Genomic DNA, 19,375 nt, shown 5'->3' with positions numbered 1-19,375 from the left:
CGAGAGGAGATCCATGCGGGGGGACGACGTCGATGAGCTGCTGAAGCGGTTGCCGTACACCTGGACCACCAAGGAGGCCGAGCGGGTCGGCCGGCAGTTCCGGGACAGCCGGCCGGCCGTGCCGAAGCGCCTGGTGAGAAGGCTGTGGCAGTACTGGCTCCGGATGTGCCCGGACGAGCTGCTGTTCGGCGACACCGAGGACGATCTCGCACTGGTGCTGCACGCCCGCGCGCTGGGGCTACAGGTCCCCGGCGGCGACCTCGGGGCCGACGACAGCCCGGTCGCACGGTGTGCCCGGCGGGCCCGGGAGTCCGCGGAGTGCGGGCCGCTGTTTCCCGCGCCGCCGGTATGGGGGCCGAAGGCGGCGCTCGCGCCGCAGGTGCGCGCCGCGCTGCCCTCGTCGCTGCTGCGGGCGTGGGTGGCGGGGGACGAACAGGGCCCCGTGGAAGTGCTGGTGGTCGGCGAGGGCATTCCCGAGATCCGGCAGCAGGTGGTGCAGGCGGCGCTCACGACCTGTCTGCGGGTCAACGGCCTGAGCGACCCGGACAGCGGTGACTTCGTCGGGGACCATATCGGCGTCGGGCTGATCCGGGTGACGGCCGGGCTGTCCGGCAAACAGCCCTCGCTCGACATTCCGTCGGCCTTCGGTGCGCGGTCGGTGACGGTGGCGGACGGCGCGTCGTCGACGGCCCGCGGTGCGCTGCGTGACTTCGTCGGGCTGCTGCGGTCGCTGGCGCACGAGACCAGCCTGGTGGAGGTCACGGATATCGCGTATGCGGATCTGGTGACGTACGCCCAGGGGTTGCGGGCGCTCGCGGACCGGGCGGCGGGCGAGACGGACCGGGCCTTCCTGCGGGCCCCGCGGTCACCGGACGACGCGCTGGTGTCGCTCCAGCCGTATCTCCGTACCGCCAAGGGGCACGGGGCCACCGTGGGGCTGGAGTTCAGCCCGGATCTGTTCACCACGGACGCCTATCTGGGCGTCGAGCAGGCCCATCAGCGGGTGCTCTCCCAGCGGCTGACCATGGACGCACGGCTGCGCCTGGACCAGCTGGAGGCGGAGATCAGGCAGCTGACGGCCGATCTGGCGGCCTTCAGCCGGGCGAATGCGGCGGAGCGGCGGGCGCTGTGGCCGGCGACGGTGCTGCTGGTGGAGCGGTTCGACGAGCCGACCGGCCGGACGATCCGGCTGACCGAGCCCGAGGAGCGGGAGACCGAGCAGTACTACGAGGTCAATGTCCCGCAGCTGATCTCCATGCGGGAGAAGTGGGCCCGGCGCATGGCCGAGCTGGTCGAGCAGTTGGAGACGGCGGTGCACCGGCCGCATGCACCGGCGCGGCAGGTGGCCGCCGGACGGTTCCTCGATGCCGCGTTACGGGGCGTCGCACCGGACGAGAGCCCGGCCACCGAACGGGCCTTCCGCGCCTGGTGCAGGGAGGCCGCGCCGATGCTGTGGTTCGAGTGGCGGTGCGCACTGCGCCGGTACGGCATCGCGGAGTCGGATGTCTTCACCCCGCACACGGTGCTGATCAGCCGCTATCTGCCGCCGACCGCGGAGGACGCGGCGCTGCTGTTCAGCCACCCGTACACCCTGGTGGACACCGCCCGGTCCGCGATGCTCGCCGACGCCGAGCGCGGCGTGCTGGTGGTGCGGGACGCCACCGACCACGCCGAGCCCGCCCCGTCCGACGCCGCCGGGCCCACCGCGCAGGCGCTCTGGGACGGCCTCGCCCGGCTGGCCGAAGAGCCCGGCGCCGAGGAGGAGTTCAGCGGCCGGTTCCTCGACGCGCTGCGGGCGCAGCCGCACGGTATCGCCCGCCGGATGATCGAGGCCCTCCAGCCGACCGGGCCCGCCGCCACCGAGGCGGACGAGATCGAGACCGCGCTGCGGACCGCGGAACGCCACACCTCGCTCGGCGAAGGGATGGACCGGGCGCTGATGGCGATGCGTTCGGAGGCGTTCCTGACCGCTCTGGAGTGCCTGGACGGGATCCGTACCGAGCCGCAGTGGCAGACCCGGGTCTGGCTGCTGCGGGCGATCGTGGAGTGCCGCGCCGCGCGGCTGGAGCCGCGCGAGATCCCCGGTCTGCTCGGCCACCAGATGCCCGGGCTTCCCGATGCGGCGCTGCGGGCCCTGGACGAAGCGGGCAGCACCGACGAGGAGTTCACCCGGGCCTGGCTGGAGGCCCTGCCGGAGGCCGGTCTGGACAAGGGCATCCGGCGGCTGTTCCAGGGCCTGCCGCAGGCCCTGGCCGGCTGCAAGGGGGACCCGTCGCACAAGGTGAGCGCCGAGCGGGAGTACGCGGTGTGGCTCTTCCGTCGTGCGGTGGAGAACGCCCGGCTGGCCCGTCAGCTGGACGAGGCCGGTGAGGAGCTCGCCGAGGAGCAGGAGGCCGTCGATACGGCGCTGGCCAAGCTGGGCCGGGCGCTGGAGGAGATTCTTGTGGGGCCGTACGTCGGGGGATCGCGGGGTGCGGCCGAGGAGCTCTTCGAGGTGCTCTCCGGGCAGGAACCCCCGCGCTACGGCCGTGTGGCGGGGAGATGAGGCATGGACAACGAGCTGTATGTCGTGTGGATGGTGCGGACCTCGGACCGCGCGATGGCGGCGGCCGAGGAGGCACTGGGGAACTTCGCCGCGCATGATCTGCTGCACCGGATCGGCCGGTTCAGCGAGGCCGAGAGCCGGCTGGCGGAGCTGGCCGCCCGTATCCGGGCCGCCTTCACACCACCGGAGCTGCCGGCCGTGTTCACCGGGCGGCATCTGCATCTGCTGGTCGGCCCCACCGCCCAGCCGCTGCTCGCGAAGATCCTCCGGTGCCCGGAGTCCGATGTGTTCGCCACCCTCTTCGACGCGCATCAGCTCGCCCAGGCGCTGCGCGAGACGGGTCAGCACCAAGACGGCATCGACGACGCCGAGTTGCTGCTGCTGGCGCTGCTGGCCCGGCTGCCGCGGCTCGCCGCCCGGCACGGTCTGGAGTCCCGCGACTGGGGCGGTTTCGTCGAGGGGCGGGCCTGGCTGACCCCGTACGCACTGGACCGGCTCACCGAGCTCGCCCGGCGGCGCGGATGGTCCGCCGACGCCGCCCCGACCCAGGTCCTCGCGGGCGTGCTGGAAGGCGTCGGCGGGCGGCCGGACGCCGACCGGTCGGCGCAGTTCGACGCGCTGGCGCTGATCGAGCTCCGCCGGCGGATCGGCCTGCTCAGCGAGCAGTTGCGCGGCGACGCGCTGGAACACGCCGAGGAGGCCGCGCGGCTGGCGCCCGATCTCACCAGCGTCAGCCGGCTGCCCGCCTGGCTGGAGCTGTACGAGCACCATGCGGTGGCCGTGGGCATGCGGCGGCTGTTCACCGGCTCCGTGACGGTCGCCGAGCAGTTCGAGGGCCTGCACAGCCAGCCGCCCCCGGAGACGGGCAGGCCGAAGCCGGACGAGCATCTGGAGGTGATCAACGAGGTCCGCTACGGCTTCCTGAAGCGGCGGATGTCGTTCGACATCGCCTGCGATGTGGAGGGGGCGTCGCACCCTCTGGTCGTGCTGCGCTGCCGTGGGGTGCTGCCGGAGCACTACCCCGCCCTGCGCGACACCGTCCGCCGGCTGCGCGGCAGTGACCTCTCGACGCAGGGCGAGAGCCTGGGCGAGCGGCTGCTCCGCACGGCGGTGCCGCAACGCCTGGGCCTGCCGGGCCGGCTGCGGTCCGCGTTGCAGCACCACGGCGCCGAGGCGGTGCAGTGCGTGGTGCTGACCGGGATCCGCCAGCCGGTCGCCGTGCCCGCGCCATGGCGCGATCATCTGGGCACGTCGCTGCCGTACGCGGCGCCGCCCGGCGGGGACACCGTGTTCGCCGCGACGCCGGAGGTGACCCGTGCGCTGCGGGAGAGCGTGCCCCGCACACGGCGGGTCGTGGAGGTGGAGTGAGCCGGTCCGGGGCGGATTGACACCCTCCGCAACTAGGCTGTCACCACGAGGAGTTGAGCACCGGCGCGGCGCCCGTTGCGGCGGCGCGCACACGCCGTCGTGCACACCCCTCGCCACCCACTCCGTGACATCCGATCCGCCGGGAGGGCCGGTGCCCACGACGAGCAACCCTGCGATCCGTAACCTGCTGACGCTGGACGGTGCGGTGGCGCCGGCCGGCCCGAGCCCGAGCGGCGGTGCGGTCAGGGCCGCGGCCACGGACCGTCCGATCACCCTCGACGACATCGTCATCAAGACCCTGGCCGTCTTCGGCGTCCTCACGGCGAGTGCCTTCCTCACCGTCTACCTGGGACTCGGGTTCCTCGTCCTGCCCGCGCTACTGGCCGGACTGGGCCTCGGGATCTTTCTGGCCCTCCGGCCCCGGCCCAGCGCCGCACTGGCCCTGCTGTACGCGACGGCTCAAGGGGTGGTGCTCGGCGAGGCGACGCAGTTCTTCGACGCGCTGTACCCGGGCGTCGGCACCCGGGCCGTCATCGGTACCGGCTGTATCTTCGCCGGCATGCTGGCGGCGTATCACACACGGGTGGTGCGGGTCAGTGCGAAGGCGACCCGCTGGGCGGTCGGTACGGCGTGCGGGCTGCTGGTGCTGTTCCTGGCGGATCTGGTGGCGTCGTGGGTGTTCGGCGCGGACCTCGGCCTGCGGGACGGCGGCGGCCTGGCGATCGCCGTGAGTGTGGTGGCGATCGCCGCCGCGTCCTACTTCCTCCTGCTGGAGTTCGAGGCCGCCGACCGCTTTCTGCGGTCCGGCGCCTCGCACCGCTGGGCCTGGTACGTGGCCTTCGGGCTGGCGATGACCCTGGTGTGGCTCTACTTGGAGATCCTGCGGCTGCTGTCGTACCTGCGGTGGTGGTGAGGGCCGGTCCGACCACCGCTCCCCGGCTCCCCGGCTCCCCTCCCCCGCGGAAATTCCCGTCGCGGACGGCCGCCCGGCCTGCGTAGGGTGCGCGGGTCGACGGAGTGCGAGAGGGGCTGGCCGGCGAATGCTGATCTTCGATGCGGATGACACGTTGTGGGAGAACAACGTGGTCTTCGAGCGGGTCATCGACGAGTTCCTGGAGTGGATGACCCCGCCGGGACACGACCGGTCCGGAGTACGGGCCGTGCTCGACGGGATCGAAGCGGCGAACGCGGTGACCCTCGGGTACGGCAGCAAGGTGTTTCTGCACAGCCTCGGGGAGTGCGTGGCGCGGCTGCGGGGGCGGGCCGCGACGGCCGAGGAGTCGGCGCGGATCTCCGGGTGGGCTGCGGCCTTCGACGGGGGCACCGTGGAGCTGATGCCCGGGGTGGCCGAGACCCTGGCCGAGCTGGCCCGGCGGCACGATCTGCTGCTGCTGACCAAGGGCGACACCCAGGAGCAGCAGCGGAAGGTGACGGCCTCCGGGCTGGCCCGGTACTTCCGGGGCGTCCACATCGTGGCGGAGAAGAACACCGCCACCTACGAGGACCTCACCCGCGCCTACGACCTGGTGCCGGCCTCGGCATGGATGATTGGGAACTCCCCCAAGTCGGACATCCTGCCGGCCCGTTCGGCCGGTCTGAACGCGGTGTTCATCCCGCATGACCACACCTGGATCCTGGAGCACAGCGAGCTCGACCCCGACGACAAGAAGGTACTGCGGTTGTCGGCGTTCGGTGAGTTGCTACGGCACTTCTGAGAGGGATGAGGGATATGACAGCCAGGGGACCCAAGGTGTCCTGTGTCTTCGTGTGCCATGACGGCGCGGGGCGGGTGCTGTTGGCACGGCGGAGCGCGGGGGCCAGGGATGAGCCGGGGACCTGGGACTGCGGTGCGGGGGCGCTGGAGTTCGGTGAGTCCTTCGAGACGGCCGTGGCACGGGAGGTGCACGAGGAGTACGGCGTGCGCCCGCTCGGTATCGAGCAGATCGGGGTGCGCAATGTGCTGCGCGGCGATCCGGTCGACTCGCACTGGGTCGCGGTGGTCTTCGCCGTACGGGTGGAGCCGGACGAGGTGAAGATCGGCGAACCGCACAAGTTCGATGCGCTCGCGTGGTTCGCTCCCCATGAGCTGCCGGTGCCGCTGCACTCGCAGTGCGGGGAGACGCTGGAGCTGTACGGCGCGGGTGCCCGGGCGCGGCAGCCCGGCCGTCCGCAGGGCTGACCGCTGCTGGTGGTGGGGCGGGGGGTGTCCCCCGCCCCGCCGGTCTACAGCGGTGCGATGTCGGTCAGTTCACCGTCCTCCAGCGCCATCCACCGGGTGATGCCGATGTCCCGGAGGAATGCCAGGTCGTGGCTGACGACGAGGAGCGCGCCCTCGTAGGACTCCAGGGCCGTGACGAGCCGGCGGACCGACGCGATGTCGAGGTTGTTCGTCGGTTCGTCGAGCAGCAGCAGCTGCGGGGCCGGCTCGGCCAGCATCAGCGCGGCGAGCGAGGCGCGGAAGCGTTCACCGCCGGAGAGCGTGCCGGCCTGCTGTTCGGCTCGGGCCCCCTTGAACAGGAAGCGGGCGAGCCGGGCCCGGATGCGGTTGTTGGTGGCGTCCGGGGCGAAGCGGGCGACGTTCTCGACCACGGTCAGCGCAGGGTCGAGCACCTCCAGCCGCTGCGGCAGGAAGCGGTAGGGGACATGGGTCTGCGCCGCGCCGTCCTGCGGTGGGATCTCACCGGCGACGGTCCGCAGCAGGGTGGTCTTGCCGGAGCCGTTGCGGCCGGTCAGCGCGATCCGTTCGGGGCCGCGCACCTCCAGGTCGGCACGGGCGCCGTAGCGGGCCTGAAGGGCGTGCAGGGTGAGGACGGTCCGGCCCGGCGGCACGGCGGTGTGCGGCAGGTCGATGCGGATCTCGTCGTCGTCCCGGACCGCTTCGACCGCCTCGTCGAGGCGCTCCCTGGCCTCCTTGAGGCGTTCGGTGTGCATGATGCGGTGCTTGCCCGCCGATACCTGGGCCTCCCTCTTGCGCTCGTTCATGACGATCTTCGGCTCGCGCTTGGTGGCGTTCATCTTGTTGCCGTAGCGGACCCGGCGGGCCAACTTGGTGTGTGCGTCCGCCAGTTCGCGCTTCTGGCGCTGTACGTCGGCCTCGGCGGCCCGTACCATCCGCTCGGCCGCTTCCTGTTCGACGGCCAGGGCGTGTTCGTAGGCGCTGAAGTTGCCGCCGTACCAGTGGATCTCTCCGTCGCGGAGGTCGGCGATCCGGTCGACGAGTTCGAGGAGTTCACGGTCGTGGCTGACCACGACGAGAACGCCGCTCCAGCCGGAGACCGCCGTGTACAGCCGCTGCCGGGCCGCCCGGTCGAGGTTGTTGGTGGGCTCGTCGAGCAGCAGGACGTCCGGCCGGCGCAGCAGCAGGGCCGCCAGCCGCAGCAGAACGGACTCGCCGCCGGACACCTCGCCGATGGTGCGGTCGAGAGCGAGGCCGGGCAGTCCGAGCTGGTCGAGGGTGGCGCGGGCGCGCTCCTCGACGTCCCAGTCGTCGCCGATGACGGTGAAGTGCTCCTCGCGCGCGTCGCCGCCCTCGATGGCGTGCAGGGCGGCGCGCGTCGCGGCGATGCCGAGCGCCTCGTCCACCCGCAGCTCGGTGTCGAGCGGGGCGTGCTGGGGGAGGTAGCCGACCTCGCCGGCGACCTTGACGCTTCCCGCGGTCGGGGTCAGTTCGCCCGCGATGAGCTTCAACAGGGTGGACTTTCCGGCCCCGTTGAGACCGATGAGGCCCGTACGGCCGGGGCCGACGGTCAGCGGGAAGTCCTCCAGGACGGGGCTGCCGTCGGGCCAGGTGAAGCCGAGGCCGGTGCAGACGATGGCCGCGGAGGATGCGGAGGTGGGTGACTTTGACACAAGGGTCTCCTGGGCGCGGGTGGGAGTGCGGGGAATGCGCTGGGAGACACCGCGTCGCCGGAACGCCGGGGTGCGTCGGGTACGCCGTACGTACGCCGAGGTCGCGGACGGGCCGCGCGAGGCATGATTCGCCGCTCCGGATACCGGAAGCGCAGGGCGAATCACCGTCGCGGGCGCGGTGTCTCAGGACCTCAGACGAGCAACGGCCTTCTCCGATCGGCGGCAATGGGACCGAGAACGACGATACGGGGGACGCCGCCGAAACGCAAACGCTATTTTCGTTGCGTTTGCGCTTTCCGCAGCGCGGTGGATGCGGCGCCCCCGGGCCCTACTCCCCCGCCCCGTCGCGCGGGCGCAGGCGTACGCGGGCCGGGCCGGTCGCCTGGAGGGTGATGCCGGCGGCGACCGGCACCTCCTGGTCCACGGCGTCGAGTTCGTACGCACGGAGCACCATGGCCAGCGCCAGCACGGACTCCAGCATCGAGAAGTGCTGCCCGATGCAGGCCCGCGGACCGCCGCCGAAGGGGAACCACGCGTAGCGGTGCCGCTCGGCCTCCCGCTCGGGTGCGAAGCGCTGCGGATCGAAGCGTTCCGGGTCCTCCCACAGATCCGGGTTGCGGTGGGTGACCCAGGGCGCGACGACCACATCGGCGCCGGCCGGGATGCGGAATCCGCCGATCTCCGTGGCCTCCACGGCCCGCCGGCTGACGACCGGTGCCGCCGGATACAGCCGCATCGACTCCTTGAGCGCCTGTGTCAGATACGGCAGACGGTCCAGATCCGCGGCCGTGGGGATGCGCTCCCCCAGCACCCGGTCGATCTCCTCGCGGACCCTCGCCTGCTCCTCGGGGTGCCGGGCGAGGAGGTGGAGGGTGAAGGCCAGGGAGGTCGCGGTGGTCTCGTGCCCCGCCAGCAGGAAGATCAGGACCTGTTCGCGGACCTCGGTCGCATCGAGCGAACCGTCCTCGTCGTTGCCGGCCGCGGCCAGCAGGGAGAGCAGGTCGTCGCCCTCTTCCGCCGCCTCTCCCGCCGTTGCGCCTGCCGCCCGCCGGTCCGCGATGATGCGGTCGCACAGCGCGTTCAGCTCGTCGGTGGCTGCGCGGGCGCGCCGGTTCGCGGGGGTGGGCCATTCCCGCGGGACCTTCACGGGCACATAGGCACGCCGCACGACATAGGCGTTGATGACCGGGGCACACCGGTGGAAGGCGTCCTCCGCCGCTCCCGCGTCGAGGCCGAACAGGATCCGGGCGACGGTGCGCAGCGCCAGCCGGTTCATTTCGGGGATCAGGTCGACGGTGTGCGCGTCCGTGGTCCGCCAGCGGTCGACGAGGGTGTCGGCCTCGGTCGTCACGGCCGCCGCATAGCTGTCGACGCGGCGCTTGGTGAACAGCGGCTGCACCAGCCGCCGCTGCCTGAGGTAGTCGGTGTCCTGGCTGGTGAGCAGGCCGTTGCCGAAGGCCTGCCGGACCTCCTCGTAGAGCGGGTGGTCCTTACGGAAGTTGGTGGCCTGGGAGGCGAGGATCTGCTGCACGCCCTCAGGCGCGAAGACGGCGTGGAACATGCTGCGCAGACCGGGCGGGCCGGCCTCCAGACGGACCACATCGCCGTGCGCACGCCCGGCGTTCAGGAATGCGCCGAGGGAGTCACGCCGGAGGTCGAGCATCGAGCCGAGCACGGGCAGACCGGCCGGGCCGGGTATCGCGCGCTTTGGTGCGGAACCGGAGTGGGAGGAGCGGGGGTGGGGATGGGGATCGGTCATGGGCATGCCGGATGTCTATCCCGCGGGCCGCGGTTCCTACCCCCGTATGCCGGGTTGCTCTCCCGCACATCGCACGGGGATCTCCCGCAGATCCGGATCACCCGCCCGGCGTCGTGCCCCGGGCTCGCCCTCCCGCGGCGTGCGCGGCTGCCCTCACCGGCCTCGCGCCCGCCTCCCCTCCCGGCGTCGCGCCCGGCATCGGCCCCCGTAGCATGAACCGGATGATCGACAAGCCTGCCAAACGGGCAGCCACCGCGACCCCGTGCCGGGTCACCGTGTGCCGCGGCTGCTGCTGCGGCGATGCGGCCAAGATCCCGGGCGTCGACCACGCCGGGCAGATACCGAAGCTGCGCGCGGCGCTCGACGGCGCGGCCCCGGTGCGGGCCTCGGAGTGTCTGGACGTCTGTGACCAGGCGAATGTGGTGGTGGTCCAGCCGTCACCCGCGGGCCGGGCGGCCGGCGGGCGCCCCGTCTGGCTGGGGCTGGTCAACGACGACGAGGCGCTGGCGGACATCGCCGCCTGGATCCGCGCCGGCGGCCCCGGCCTCGCCGATCCGCCGGGCGTGCTCGACCTGTACGCGATCACGGTGTCGCGGCGGGTACGGGAGGGGCTGGAGAGCTGAGGCGCCACGCCCCGGCCGCGCCCCCGCCCGCCCCTACCACGCCCCGGCCCGGCCGCCCGTCGTCACCTCCGAAAGACACCGCCCCCGGTTACCGGAGTCTTACGACAGCGGACCGGGCCGCCCGCCACCGCGCGTCCTGGTGTTGGCTGGGACCATGACCTCCCTCCCCGGAATGGCACGCTGATCCCGTGCACCACGCCACACCGCCTTCCGTGCCCCCGCCCGCCCCGCTGAACGGGCCGCCGCGCCGCGTCCTGGTCGTCGAGGACGATCCGACCGTCGCCGAGGTCGTCACCGGCTATCTCTCCCGCGCCGGCTACACCACCCAGCACGCCGCCGACGGTTTTGCCGCCCTCGACCGGGCCGCGGAGTTCCGTCCGCATCTCGTCGTGCTCGATCTGATGCTGCCGGGCATCGACGGCCTGGAGGTGTGCCGCCGGCTGCGCCGCGCCGGCAACGGCCCCGCGGTCCCGGTGGTGATGCTGACGGCCCGCGGCGAGGAGGCGGACCGCATCCTCGGACTGGAGCTGGGCGCGGACGACTATGTGACCAAGCCGTTCAGCCCGCGGGAGCTGGTGCTGCGGATCGGCTCGGTGCTGCGCCGGGCGGAGGCCGCGCCACCGGCCGCCGCGCCCTCCTCCGTACTGCGGGCCGGGGAGCTCAGCGCCGACCCCGGCGGCCGGCGCGCCGACCGGGGCGGCCGGGAACTCTCCCTCACCGCCCGCGAGTTCGACCTGCTGGTCTTTCTGATGCGTCACCCCGGACAGGTCTTCTCCCGGGAGGAGCTGCTGCACCGGGTCTGGGGCTGGGAGTTCGGCGATCTGTCCACGGTGACCGTGCACGTGCGGCGGCTGCGCGAGAAGATCGAGGAGGACCCGGCCGCGCCACGGCTGGTGACGACGGTCTGGGGCGCGGGCTACCGCTTCGACCCCCTGGGCGACGAGGAGCCCCCGGACGCCGGGCCCCTGCCGGGAGGTGAGCTTCGGCCATGACGGACTTCCTGGTCATCGTGGCGCTGGCGGCGCTCGGCGCGGCGCTGGCGGGACTGCTCGCCGCGCCCGCGGTACGGGCCCTGCGGCGGCGCTCGGTCGCGCTGTCGCTGTTCGCGGTGGCGGCGCTGGCGGTGGCCGCGATGGCGGCGGGGACGGTGGCGGTCGCCCAGGCGATGTTCCTGTCCGGGCACGACCTGGGCGTGGTGATGGCCGTGGTGGCCGTCTCCGGGGTGGTGTCGCTGGCGGCCGCGCTGCTCTTCGGGCGGCGGATCGCGGCGGGCAGCCGGGAGTTGGCGCGCTCGGCCCGTACGGTCGGCAGCGAGGGCGGCTTCGTGGCGCCCGCCGAGCCGCCGACCGCCGAACTGGCCGCACTGTCCCGGGCGTTGGAGGAGACCAGCGGGCGGCTCGCCGCGGCACGGGAGCGGGAGCGGGCGCTGGATGCCTCCCGGCGCGATCTGATCGCCGGGATCTCGCACGATCTGCGCACCCCGCTCGCCGGGCTGCGGGCGATGGCCGAGGCGCTGGAGGACGGCGTCGCCGAGGACACCGCGCGCTACCACGCCCGGATGCGGATCGAGGTGGACCGGCTGGCCGCGATGGTCGACGACCTCTTCGAACTGTCCCGTATCCAGGCCGGGGCGCTGGCCCTGACGCTGTCGCGGGTGTCGGTGTACGACCTGGTGGACGATGCGCTCGCGGGGGCCAGGCCGCTGGCGCGGGTGAGCGGAGTGCGGCTGGTGGACGGCGGGGTGGTACCGCTGCCGGTGCGGGTGGATGCCCAGCAGATCACCCGCGTACTGGGCAATCTGCTGGTCAACGCGATCCGTGCGACACCGTCCGACGGCACGGTCGCGGTCAGCGCCCGGCACGAGGCGGGCCGGGTGGTGCTCGCGGTCGAGGACGGCTGCGGCGGCATCCCGCCGGAGGATCTGGCGCGGGTCTTCGACACCGGCTGGCGCGGCGGTGCGGCACGCACCCCGCGCGCGGACGGCAAGGGCGGCGCCGGGCTGGGCCTGGCGATCGTCCGCGGCATCGTGGAGGCCCATGAGGGCCGCGCGACGGTACGCAATACCGCCTCCGGCTGCCGCTTCGAGGTCGAACTGCCGTCGGCGGAACAGCAGGTGGAGCCGCAGACCGAGCAGCGGACGGGCCCGCAGGCGGAACGGCAGACGGAGCGGCGGACCGGCTCGCAGGCGGAGCCGCCACCGGCCTGAACGTACGGACCCGCAGGCGGAGCCACCGATGTGAGCGTACGGGCGCCCGGGGCGCCTCAGCGCCGTGCCGGCGCGCCGTCGCGTCCCTCCGTACCGGGGCCCGGCCCGTCGCCCTGCTCGGGGTCCGAGCCGGCACGCCGCTCGGGGTGCGGGCCGCCCTCGCCGGGCTCCCGCTGCTCCTCCCCCGCAGGGCTCGTCGGCAGGTCGCGGACGGTCCCCACCGGCGAGAAGAGCAGGATCAGGGCGGCCAGCGGCACACCGGCGGTCATGATCCACATTGCCGGGCGGAGGCCGAGGGCGGAGCCGAGGGCACCGCCGAGCAGCGCGCCCAGGGGCAGCGTGCCGTAGTTGACGAAGGAGCTGCTGGCGATCAGCCGGCCGAGCAGGGCCTGCGGGCAGTAGCGCTGCTGGAAGCTCGCCTTGAGGATGTTTCCGGCCACCACCCCGGCGGAGACGCCGAAGCTGCCCGCGACATAGAGCAGCGCCCCGGCGCCGTGGGACGCGAGCGGGATGAGCAACGCTGCTCCGGGCAGGCCCAGTTCGCACAGCAGCATGGCACGGGCCGTGCCGAACCGGTCGGCGGCCCGTCGTGCCAGGAAAGCGCCCGCGATTCCGCCCGTACCGGCCGGCGCCAGCACCCCGCCGACCGTGCCGGGAGACAGACCGACCTCGCGGACCAGGAAGACCGTCGCCATCGACTGGTAGCCCATGAGCGCGAGGTTGGAGGCCGCACCGAAGAGCGTCAGCGTACGGAACCACTTGTCGCCGGCCACCAGGCGCAGTCCCTCGGCGACCTCCGCGGTCAGTGCCCGCGGTGCGTCCCGGGGAGCCGGGCGCGGTTCGCGGTGCCGGATGCCGAGCAGGCACCGCAGAGCGATGAGGAAGGTGGCCGCGTGGGCGAACAACCCGTTGACCGCGCCCGCCAGTTGGGCGCAGCCGGTCCACCCAGACGCCCACCGGGAGGCCGATGAGCAGCCAGGGCAGCCAGGTACAGGCACTGAGCAGCCCGACCGCGAAGGTGGGGGCATGGAGGGTGGACACCGCCACCAGTGGCATCGCCACATTGGTGACCGCCGTCCCGAACTTCCCCGCCGTCTCGCCGCACCACAACAGCCGGAAGTCACGATGGCGGCGCAGCAGCCCGGGGCTCCGCTCGGTCATGCGCCGGGGTCCGATGTGGCGCCGGTACGCAGAAGGAGACGGTTGGTGTCTCCGGGGTGCGCCACCTCCACCTCCGTGGCCGCGTCGTCGTCGAAGCGGAGGGTGAAGTGCGGCCCGGCGTCGATGAGCAGTGGGAGGTCTTCCCCCGCGTCACGGTCAAGAGGGGGCGACGCGGGGGCTTTCCAGGTGCCGTTGCCGGCCGCCGGGACGATCCTGACGGGGATGCGTGCCGGACAAGTGGAGCGGTTGGCCCACCACTCCAGGTGTGCGGTGCCCTCGTAGCGGTCCATTCCCCGAGAGTATGCGGCGTGGCGGCAGATCCGCGGCCGAGTGTCCCGTGCAACGGCTCCCGGGCGCGGCAACTGCCGTGCCCCGGACCGCCTTCAGGCCTCCTCCTTGCCCTCGCCCCCACGTCCGTCCTCGTCCCCGTCGTCCACGGCGTCCGCCCACAACGGATGCTCGCGCCGGGCCCATTGCGCGTCGACGGAGCCGGTGCGCAGGCCGCGGCGGGACTCGGGATCGCCGAACGCCTTCCAGACATGGCCGGCGATCACGATGACCACGGCGAGCGCGAGCCAGTCGTGCACGAAGGTGGCGCCGGTGCGCCAGACCACGGGCACCAGGGTCCCCCCTGCCCGGGTGAGGCCGAGCGTCTGGGGGAGGGTGGACCACATCAGCAGGCCGGTGCCGAGCATCACGAGGACGGCGCCGGCGATCCAGGCCGCGTAGAGCTTCTGTCCGGCGTTGAACTTTCCGGCCCGGCGGCCTCCTCGACGGCGCAGGGCGGCGCGCAGCCACTGGCGGTCGTGCGGGCCGTAGCGGTTAAGGCGGGTGAGGTCGGCGCGCAGGGCGCGGGAGCCGAGGCCCAGCAGCAGGGGGACGGGCAGCAGGATGCCGGACCACTCGTGGACGGTGGCCACCAGGGCGCGGCGGCCGACGAGTTCGGCGAGGAAGGGCAGATAGAGGCAGCCCGCGGTGAGGACGCAGACGGCCATCAAGGTGGCGGTGGCGCGGTGCACCCGGTGTTCGGCGCGGCTGAAGCGCCGGATGCGGGGGCGCGCGGTGGCGGGCCCGGACGGGCTCTCAGGTGGTCGGGGCATCGTCGCGTCCGTTCGACCGGCCGACCCAGGCGTCGATGTCATATCCGCGGTTCTCCCAGTATCCGGGCTGCACATGGTCGGTGACGGTGATCCCGGAGAGCCACTTCGCCGACTTGTAGAAGTACATGGGCGCGGCATAGAGGCGCACCGGACCGCCGTGTGCATGGGTGAGCGGTTTGTCCTGCATCCGCAGGGCGACGAGAACGTCGTCGCGGCTGGCCTGTTCCAGGGTGAGGGACTCGCTGTAGGCGCCGTCGAAGCAGGTGAAGCGGACGGCCTTGGCCTCGGGGCGGACGCCCGCGGCGTCGAGGAGGGCGGCGAGGCGTACGCCCTCGAAGGGGGTGCCGGGCACCCGCCAGCCGGTGACGCACTGGACATCGCGGACGAGCCGGGTCTGCGGCAGATGCCGCAGGTCCGCGAGGCGGTAGCTGGTGCGGTGACGGACCAGGCCGTCGACCGTGAGGCGGTAGGTGCGTGCGTTCTTCTCCGGTACCGAGCCGGTCACCGAGTAGTAGCGGAAGCCGCCGCCGCCCGGGAGCAGACCGGACAGGCCGGTGGGGTCCTGCTGCGCGGCGGCACCGAGGGTGTTGTCGTAGGCGCTCTGGAGGAAGGGGGCCGCGGCAACGCCGGCGGCCCCGGCGGCGAGCATGCCGAGCACCACACGACGGCCCACGGGGGTGCCCCGCCCGTCCTCGCCGCCGCCCGCCGTGCGGGCCGGATTCACGTCCTTGGTCACAACTTCGATTCGAGCACCCTGCGGCCCACGGGGCCAGCGTCCGGGCCCCGGCGTCAGACTTTCGTCATCAGCGCCGCGGGGTCACGGGGCGCGTTCCCGGCCCGGCGCAGGGCCGTGGCCCGTGCGGCCCGGAAGGCGCCTTCGGCGTCGCGGCCCGGGTACGACCACGGTGCGCGCGTGGGGTACGGGCCGATGCGCCCGAAGAGCGCGGCGGCCTCGGCCATTCTCCCCTGGTGGAACGTGGCATGGGCCAGGAAGTTGAGATCGATCTTCCGGCGCGGATGCTCCTCGCCCTCCCATTCCAGCCACCAGTCGACGGCGCTCTGGAGGACCTGCCGGGCGCGCCGGGTGGACCAGGGGCCCCAGTCCGCGGGGTCGGGGGGTGCCAGTCCCGCGGCGGCCAGTACGCGGTAGCGCTCGGCGTGCGCCACGACGGGGAGGAGCGCGAGCGGGGAGTCGGCGGGGGCGCGTGCCGCGGCGCGGGCGGCGAAGGCGTGGGCCGGGTGCCGCGGGTCGTCGGTGACACCGGGCCACTGTTCGGCCAGGGAGGCCGTCATGAGGTGGTGTGCGTGGTGGTGGTCGCGGTGGCGGGCGCGTACCTGGTGGAAGGCGTGTGCCCGTGCGTCCGGGGTGCCGGTGCGGCGGGCGAGGATCAGCGCGCCGAGCCAGGGGGTGGGGTCGGCGGGCAGCATCCGCGCGGCGGTGGCACAGGCCTTGGCGGCGGCCTCGGCGCTGCTCTCGCCGCGCAGGGCGAGATGGACGGTGGCGAGGGCGAGGAGGGTGGCGGCGTCGCCGCTGTCCGGTTCGGCGAGCTGCCAGTCGCCGGCCCAGGCGGCGCTGCCGGGACCGGTGGCCAGGACGGTTAATCGGTGGCCGCGCAGATCCCAGTCCTCGCCGGTCGCGGCGAGCAGGGTGCGCACCCGGACCCATTGGCCGAGCGCCAACGCCTCGGCGGCGATGGCCAGTTGGGTGTCGTCCAGGGCCGGAGCGAGCACCGGGGCACCCGGGCAGCGGGTACGTCCGAGGGACGGCGGCGGTGGCGAAGGAGAAATCGAAATCACGGTCAGGGGCTCCATGGCGCGCCGCACCGGCCGTCTCACCGCACCGAGTCGTTCTCGGTGGGAGGGGGTCGGATCCGCGCACGCCTCTACAGAGGGTGATGGCTTGGTCCGCACCAGTCATCACGCACAGCAAAGCGGTACGCAGAGCTCCGCGTCAAGACGAGAAAGGGAATGGCCGGATCCGCCCGCCCCGGCCGGCGTCAGGACACCGACCGCGCCGCCGCCCGCCCCGCCATCCGCCCGGAGAACAGGCAGCCGCCGAGGAAGGTGCCCTCCAGCGAGCGATAGCCGTGCACCCCGCCACCGCCGAAGCCGGCCGCCTCGCCCGCCGCGTACACACCGGGCAGCGGCTCGCCGCCCTCGGTCAGCACCCGCGAGGAGAGGTCGGTCTCCAGACCGCCGAGCGTCTTGCGGGTGAGGATGTTCAGCCGTACGGCGACCAGCGGGCCGGCCTTGGGGTCGAGCAGCCGGTGCGGGACGGCGGTGCGGATCAGACGGTCGCCGAGGTATTTACGGGCCCCGCGCATCGCGGTCACCTGGAGGTCCTTGGTGAAGGAGTGCGCGATCTCCCGGTCCCGCGCCACGATCTCGCCGCGCAGCGCGTCCTCCGATATCAGCGTCTCCTGGGTCACCTCGTTCATCCGCCGCACCAGATCGGTCAGCGAACGCTCGACGATGAAGTCCGCGCCGTGGTCCATGAACGCCTGCACCGGGCCCGGTGCGCCGGCCCTGGCCCGGCCCAGCACCCCACGGATGCTCTTGCCGGTCAGATCGGGGTTCTGCTCCGAACCGGAGAGGGTGAACTCCTTCTCGATGATCTTCTGGGTGAGCACGAACCAGGTGTGGTCATGCCCGGTCCGCATGATGTGTTCCAGCGTGCCGAGGGTGTCGAAGCCGGGGAACAGCGGGACCGGCAGCCGCTTGCCGCGGGCGTCCAGCCACAGCGGGGACGGTCCGGACAGGATCCGGATGCCGTGCAGCGGCCAGATGGGGTTCCAGTTGTCGATGCCCTCCGTGTAGTGCCACATCCGGTCCCGGTTGATGATCCGGCCGCCGGCCGCCTCGGCGATGCCCAGCATCTTGCCGTCCACATGCGCGGGCACCCCGGACAGCATCCGCCGCGGGGGCTTGCCGAGCCGCTCGGGCCAGTTGGCACGCACCAGTGCGTGATTGCCGCCGATCCCGCCCGAGGTGACGATCACCGCCTGGGCCTTGAGCTCGAAGGCGCCGGCCACCTCACGGCTGCTGGGCCTGCCGCGCTCGGCGTCCGAGGGCTCCAGAATCTCGCCGCTGACGGTGTCCACGCTGCCCGCGGTGCGCGAGAGCCCGGTCACCCGGTGGCGGAAGCGCAGCTCGACCAGGCCCCGGGCGGCCCCGGCCCGCACCCGGCGCTCGAACGGGGCGACCAGACCGGGCCCGGTGCCCCAGGTGATGTGGAAGCGGGGCACGGAGTTGCCGTGCCCGGTCGCGTCATAGCCGCCGCGCTCGGCCCAGCCGACGACGGGGAAGATCCGGACGCCCTGCCGGTGCAGCCAGGAGCGTTTCTCGCCGGCCGCGAAGTCGACGTAGGCCTCCGCCCATTTGCGCGGCCAGTGGTCCTCCGGCCGGTCAAATCCGGCCGTGCCCAGCCAGTCCTGCCAGGCCAGCTCGTGGCTGTCGCGGATCCGCAGCCGGCGCTGCTCGGGGGAATTCACCAGGAAGAGACCGCCGAAGGACCAGTGGGCCTGCCCGCCGAGGGACTGTTCCGGCTCCTGATCGAGGAGGATCACCTTCCGTCCGGCGTCCACCAGCTCCGCGGTGGCCGCCAGGCCCGCGAGCCCCGCTCCGATCACGATCACATCAGCGTCGTACGCCATGTCAGCTTCTCCTCAACGGGGCGCGCCGGGCGCCCCGGCCGCCGTGGTGGAACGATCCTCAGCGCACCCGACTGCCGCGTCAACCATGTGGTTACCGGGCGGTACACCGGGGCGCGCGGGAGAATGGTGGGTGACGAGGGCCACCCCACGCCCGCCGCCGGATGACTATCCTCAGGCGCAATCCCCCCACCCCGCGCGATACGAGGTGTGACGTGACGGTGATACTGCTCGCCCTGGGAGCGGCGTGCTGTCTCGGACTCGGTTTCGTGTTCCAGCAGGCCGCGGCGCAGCGCGCCCCGATGAAGGACTTCCTGTCCGTGCGGCTGCTGCTGGACCTGGTGCGGATGCCGCTGTGGCTGGCCGGTATCGGTCTGATGGTGGTCGGGATGGCGCTCGGCGCGGTGGCGCTGGGCATGGGCGACATCACTCTCGTGGAGCCACTGCTGGCGACCAATCTGCTGTTCGCGATGGCCCTGTCGCGGCGGCTGACCCGGCAGCGGCTCGGCCGCAGCGGCTGGGCCGGACTGTGGCTGCTGGCGGGCGGGGTGACGGCCTTCATCGTGGCCGGGCGTCCCCAGGGCGGGGAGCGCAGCCCCGATCATCTGTGGCAGTGGCTGATCATGGGCATGGTGCTGGGCACCGCTTTGCTGCTGGCGGCGGTCGCCAAGCGGGAGCGGGTGCATGTGAGCCTGGAGGCCGCGCTGCTGGGCATCGCGGCGGGGCTGATCTACGGGCTCCAGGACGCGCTGACCCGGATCAGCGGGGAGCATTTCAGCCAGGGCGGCTGGTCGGCCCTGCTCACCAGCTGGCAGCCGTACGCCATTGTCGTCCTCGGCGTGCTGGCGCTGGTGTTCGTCCAGAGCGCCTTCGAGTCGGCGCCGCTGCGGCTCTCGCTGCCCGCGCTGACCGCCGCCCAGCCGCTGGCCGGTATCGCCTGCGGGGTGGGTTTCCTCGGCGACCAGCTCCAGGTGACGGCCGGGGCGCTGGCGTGGGAGGTGATCGGGATCATCGCCGTCGTCGCGGGCATCGTGCTGATCGGCAGCCATCCGGCGATGCCGCCGGGGTCCGGCCGGACGCAGAACGCACGGGAACTCCAGCCGCACTGAGCGGG

At 73.0% G+C, this 19,375-nt stretch carries 16 protein-coding genes and 1 pseudogene; 9 read left to right on the top strand and 8 right to left on the bottom strand.

The window, feature by feature from the left end:
• Positions 1 to 13 precede the first annotated feature (13 nt).
• The 5 genes from IF67_RS0128090 to IF67_RS0128070 all read left to right on the top strand — a co-directional run bounded on the left by IF67_RS0128090 (position 14) and on the right by IF67_RS0128070 (position 6,092).
• A complete protein-coding gene (locus tag IF67_RS0128090; RefSeq protein ID WP_030990309.1) occupies positions 14 to 2,545 on the top strand; it encodes a hypothetical protein in 2,532 nt (843 codons plus the stop codon).
• A 3-nt stretch (positions 2,546 to 2,548) separates the two neighbouring features.
• Entirely contained in the window at positions 2,549 to 3,913 is a 1,365-nt protein-coding gene (locus IF67_RS0128085) for a hypothetical protein (protein ID WP_030990306.1), read from the top strand.
• Between the two features lie 151 nt (positions 3,914 to 4,064).
• Entirely contained in the window at positions 4,065 to 4,826 is a 762-nt protein-coding gene (locus IF67_RS0128080; RefSeq protein ID WP_030990304.1) for a Bax inhibitor-1/YccA family membrane protein, read from the top strand.
• 127 nt (positions 4,827 to 4,953) lie between these two features.
• Positions 4,954 to 5,628 (top strand): HAD family hydrolase, encoded by a 675-nt coding sequence (locus tag IF67_RS0128075; protein ID WP_030990301.1) that lies wholly within the window; start codon positions 4,954 to 4,956, stop codon positions 5,626 to 5,628.
• Between the two features lie 14 nt (positions 5,629 to 5,642).
• Positions 5,643 to 6,092 carry an NUDIX hydrolase gene (locus IF67_RS0128070; protein WP_037839948.1) on the top strand — a complete coding sequence of 150 codons (450 nt, stop codon included), beginning with the start codon at positions 5,643 to 5,645 and terminating at the stop codon, positions 6,090 to 6,092.
• 44 nt (positions 6,093 to 6,136) lie between these two features.
• Here the strand turns inward: IF67_RS0128070 and IF67_RS0128065 are convergent, their stop codons facing one another.
• Positions 6,137 to 7,762: an ABC-F family ATP-binding cassette domain-containing protein gene (locus IF67_RS0128065; RefSeq protein WP_030990298.1), complete on the bottom strand. Its 1,626-nt coding sequence runs from the start codon at positions 7,760 to 7,762 to the stop codon at positions 6,137 to 6,139.
• A 328-nt stretch (positions 7,763 to 8,090) separates the two neighbouring features.
• Complete coding sequence (locus IF67_RS0128060; RefSeq protein WP_037839946.1) at positions 8,091 to 9,521, bottom strand: cytochrome P450; 1,431 nt, start codon at positions 9,519 to 9,521, stop codon at positions 8,091 to 8,093.
• A gap of 221 nt (positions 9,522 to 9,742) precedes the next feature.
• Between IF67_RS0128060 and IF67_RS0128055 the strand changes: the two genes are divergently transcribed.
• From IF67_RS0128055 to IF67_RS0128045, 3 genes are all read left to right on the top strand, one after another.
• Positions 9,743 to 10,144 carry a hypothetical protein gene (locus tag IF67_RS0128055; RefSeq protein ID WP_107050315.1) on the top strand — a complete coding sequence of 134 codons (402 nt, stop codon included), beginning with the start codon at positions 9,743 to 9,745 and terminating at the stop codon, positions 10,142 to 10,144.
• A gap of 188 nt (positions 10,145 to 10,332) precedes the next feature.
• On the top strand, positions 10,333 to 11,136 hold the full coding sequence (locus IF67_RS0128050; RefSeq protein WP_030990292.1) for a response regulator transcription factor: 804 nt from the start codon (positions 10,333 to 10,335) through the stop codon (positions 11,134 to 11,136).
• On the top strand, positions 11,133 to 12,350 hold the full coding sequence (locus IF67_RS0128045) for a sensor histidine kinase (RefSeq protein WP_234341375.1): 1,218 nt from the start codon (positions 11,133 to 11,135) through the stop codon (positions 12,348 to 12,350). The genes IF67_RS0128050 and IF67_RS0128045 overlap by 4 nt, the downstream gene beginning before the upstream one ends.
• A 56-nt stretch (positions 12,351 to 12,406) precedes the next feature.
• Here the strand turns inward: IF67_RS0128045 and IF67_RS39570 are convergent.
• The 6 genes and pseudogenes from IF67_RS39570 to IF67_RS0128015 all read right to left on the bottom strand — a co-directional run bounded on the left by IF67_RS39570 (position 12,407) and on the right by IF67_RS0128015 (position 18,264).
• Positions 12,407 to 13,511: pseudogene (locus IF67_RS39570) on the bottom strand (MFS transporter).
• Positions 13,508 to 13,801 carry a hypothetical protein gene (locus IF67_RS0128035; protein WP_051818679.1) on the bottom strand — a complete coding sequence of 98 codons (294 nt, stop codon included), beginning with the start codon at positions 13,799 to 13,801 and terminating at the stop codon, positions 13,508 to 13,510. Before IF67_RS0128035 ends, IF67_RS39570 begins: the two are co-directional and overlap by 4 nt.
• 93 nt (positions 13,802 to 13,894) lie before the next feature.
• Complete coding sequence (locus IF67_RS0128030) at positions 13,895 to 14,611, bottom strand: cytochrome b/b6 domain-containing protein (protein WP_037839945.1); 717 nt, start codon at positions 14,609 to 14,611, stop codon at positions 13,895 to 13,897.
• The gene (locus IF67_RS0128025; RefSeq protein WP_051818677.1) at positions 14,595 to 15,347 is read right to left on the bottom strand and encodes a molybdopterin-dependent oxidoreductase; all 753 of its coding nucleotides are present in this window, start codon (positions 15,345 to 15,347) and stop codon (positions 14,595 to 14,597) included. The genes IF67_RS0128030 and IF67_RS0128025 overlap by 17 nt, the downstream gene beginning before the upstream one ends.
• 53 nt (positions 15,348 to 15,400) lie before the next feature.
• Positions 15,401 to 16,423 carry a hypothetical protein gene (locus IF67_RS0128020; protein WP_234341374.1) on the bottom strand — a complete coding sequence of 341 codons (1,023 nt, stop codon included), beginning with the start codon at positions 16,421 to 16,423 and terminating at the stop codon, positions 15,401 to 15,403.
• A gap of 185 nt (positions 16,424 to 16,608) precedes the next feature.
• Entirely contained in the window at positions 16,609 to 18,264 is a 1,656-nt protein-coding gene (locus IF67_RS0128015; RefSeq protein ID WP_030990282.1) for an FAD-binding dehydrogenase, read from the bottom strand.
• A 212-nt stretch (positions 18,265 to 18,476) separates the two neighbouring features.
• Between IF67_RS0128015 and IF67_RS0128010 the strand changes: the two genes are divergently transcribed.
• Positions 18,477 to 19,370 carry a DMT family transporter gene (locus IF67_RS0128010; protein ID WP_030990280.1) on the top strand — a complete coding sequence of 298 codons (894 nt, stop codon included), beginning with the start codon at positions 18,477 to 18,479 and terminating at the stop codon, positions 19,368 to 19,370.
• The last annotated feature ends 5 nt before the right edge of the window (positions 19,371 to 19,375 follow it).

Source organism: Streptomyces sp. NRRL S-1813, assembly GCF_000719605.1.
Classification (GTDB): Bacteria; Actinomycetota; Actinomycetes; order Streptomycetales; family Streptomycetaceae; genus Streptomyces; species Streptomyces decoyicus.
Note: the sequence above shows the minus strand (reverse complement) of the source record. Positions and strands in the feature narration are given on the sequence as shown.

What these genes read in the sequence shown, in the direction of transcription:
- IF67_RS0128090 (WP_030990309.1), top strand. Translation starts at nt 14, where the DNA reads ATGCGGGGGGACGACGTCGATGAGCTGCTGAAGCGGTTGCCGTACACC.
- IF67_RS0128085 (WP_030990306.1), top strand. Translation starts at nt 2,549, where the DNA reads ATGGACAACGAGCTGTATGTCGTGTGGATGGTGCGGACCTCGGACCGC.
- IF67_RS0128075 (WP_030990301.1), top strand. Translation starts at nt 4,954, where the DNA reads ATGCTGATCTTCGATGCGGATGACACGTTGTGGGAGAACAACGTGGTC.
- IF67_RS0128070 (WP_037839948.1), top strand. Translation starts at nt 5,643, where the DNA reads ATGACAGCCAGGGGACCCAAGGTGTCCTGTGTCTTCGTGTGCCATGAC.
- IF67_RS0128060 (WP_037839946.1), bottom strand. Translation starts at nt 9,521, where the DNA reads ATGACCGATCCCCATCCCCACCCCCGCTCCTCCCACTCCGGTTCCGCA.
- IF67_RS0128055 (WP_107050315.1), top strand. Translation starts at nt 9,743, where the DNA reads ATGATCGACAAGCCTGCCAAACGGGCAGCCACCGCGACCCCGTGCCGG.
- IF67_RS0128045 (WP_234341375.1), top strand. Translation starts at nt 11,133, where the DNA reads ATGACGGACTTCCTGGTCATCGTGGCGCTGGCGGCGCTCGGCGCGGCG.
- IF67_RS0128035 (WP_051818679.1), bottom strand. Translation starts at nt 13,801, where the DNA reads ATGGACCGCTACGAGGGCACCGCACACCTGGAGTGGTGGGCCAACCGC.
- IF67_RS0128030 (WP_037839945.1), bottom strand. Translation starts at nt 14,611, where the DNA reads ATGCCCCGACCACCTGAGAGCCCGTCCGGGCCCGCCACCGCGCGCCCC.
- IF67_RS0128020 (WP_234341374.1), bottom strand. Translation starts at nt 16,423, where the DNA reads ATGGAGCCCCTGACCGTGATTTCGATTTCTCCTTCGCCACCGCCGCCG.
- IF67_RS0128015 (WP_030990282.1), bottom strand. Translation starts at nt 18,264, where the DNA reads ATGGCGTACGACGCTGATGTGATCGTGATCGGAGCGGGGCTCGCGGGC.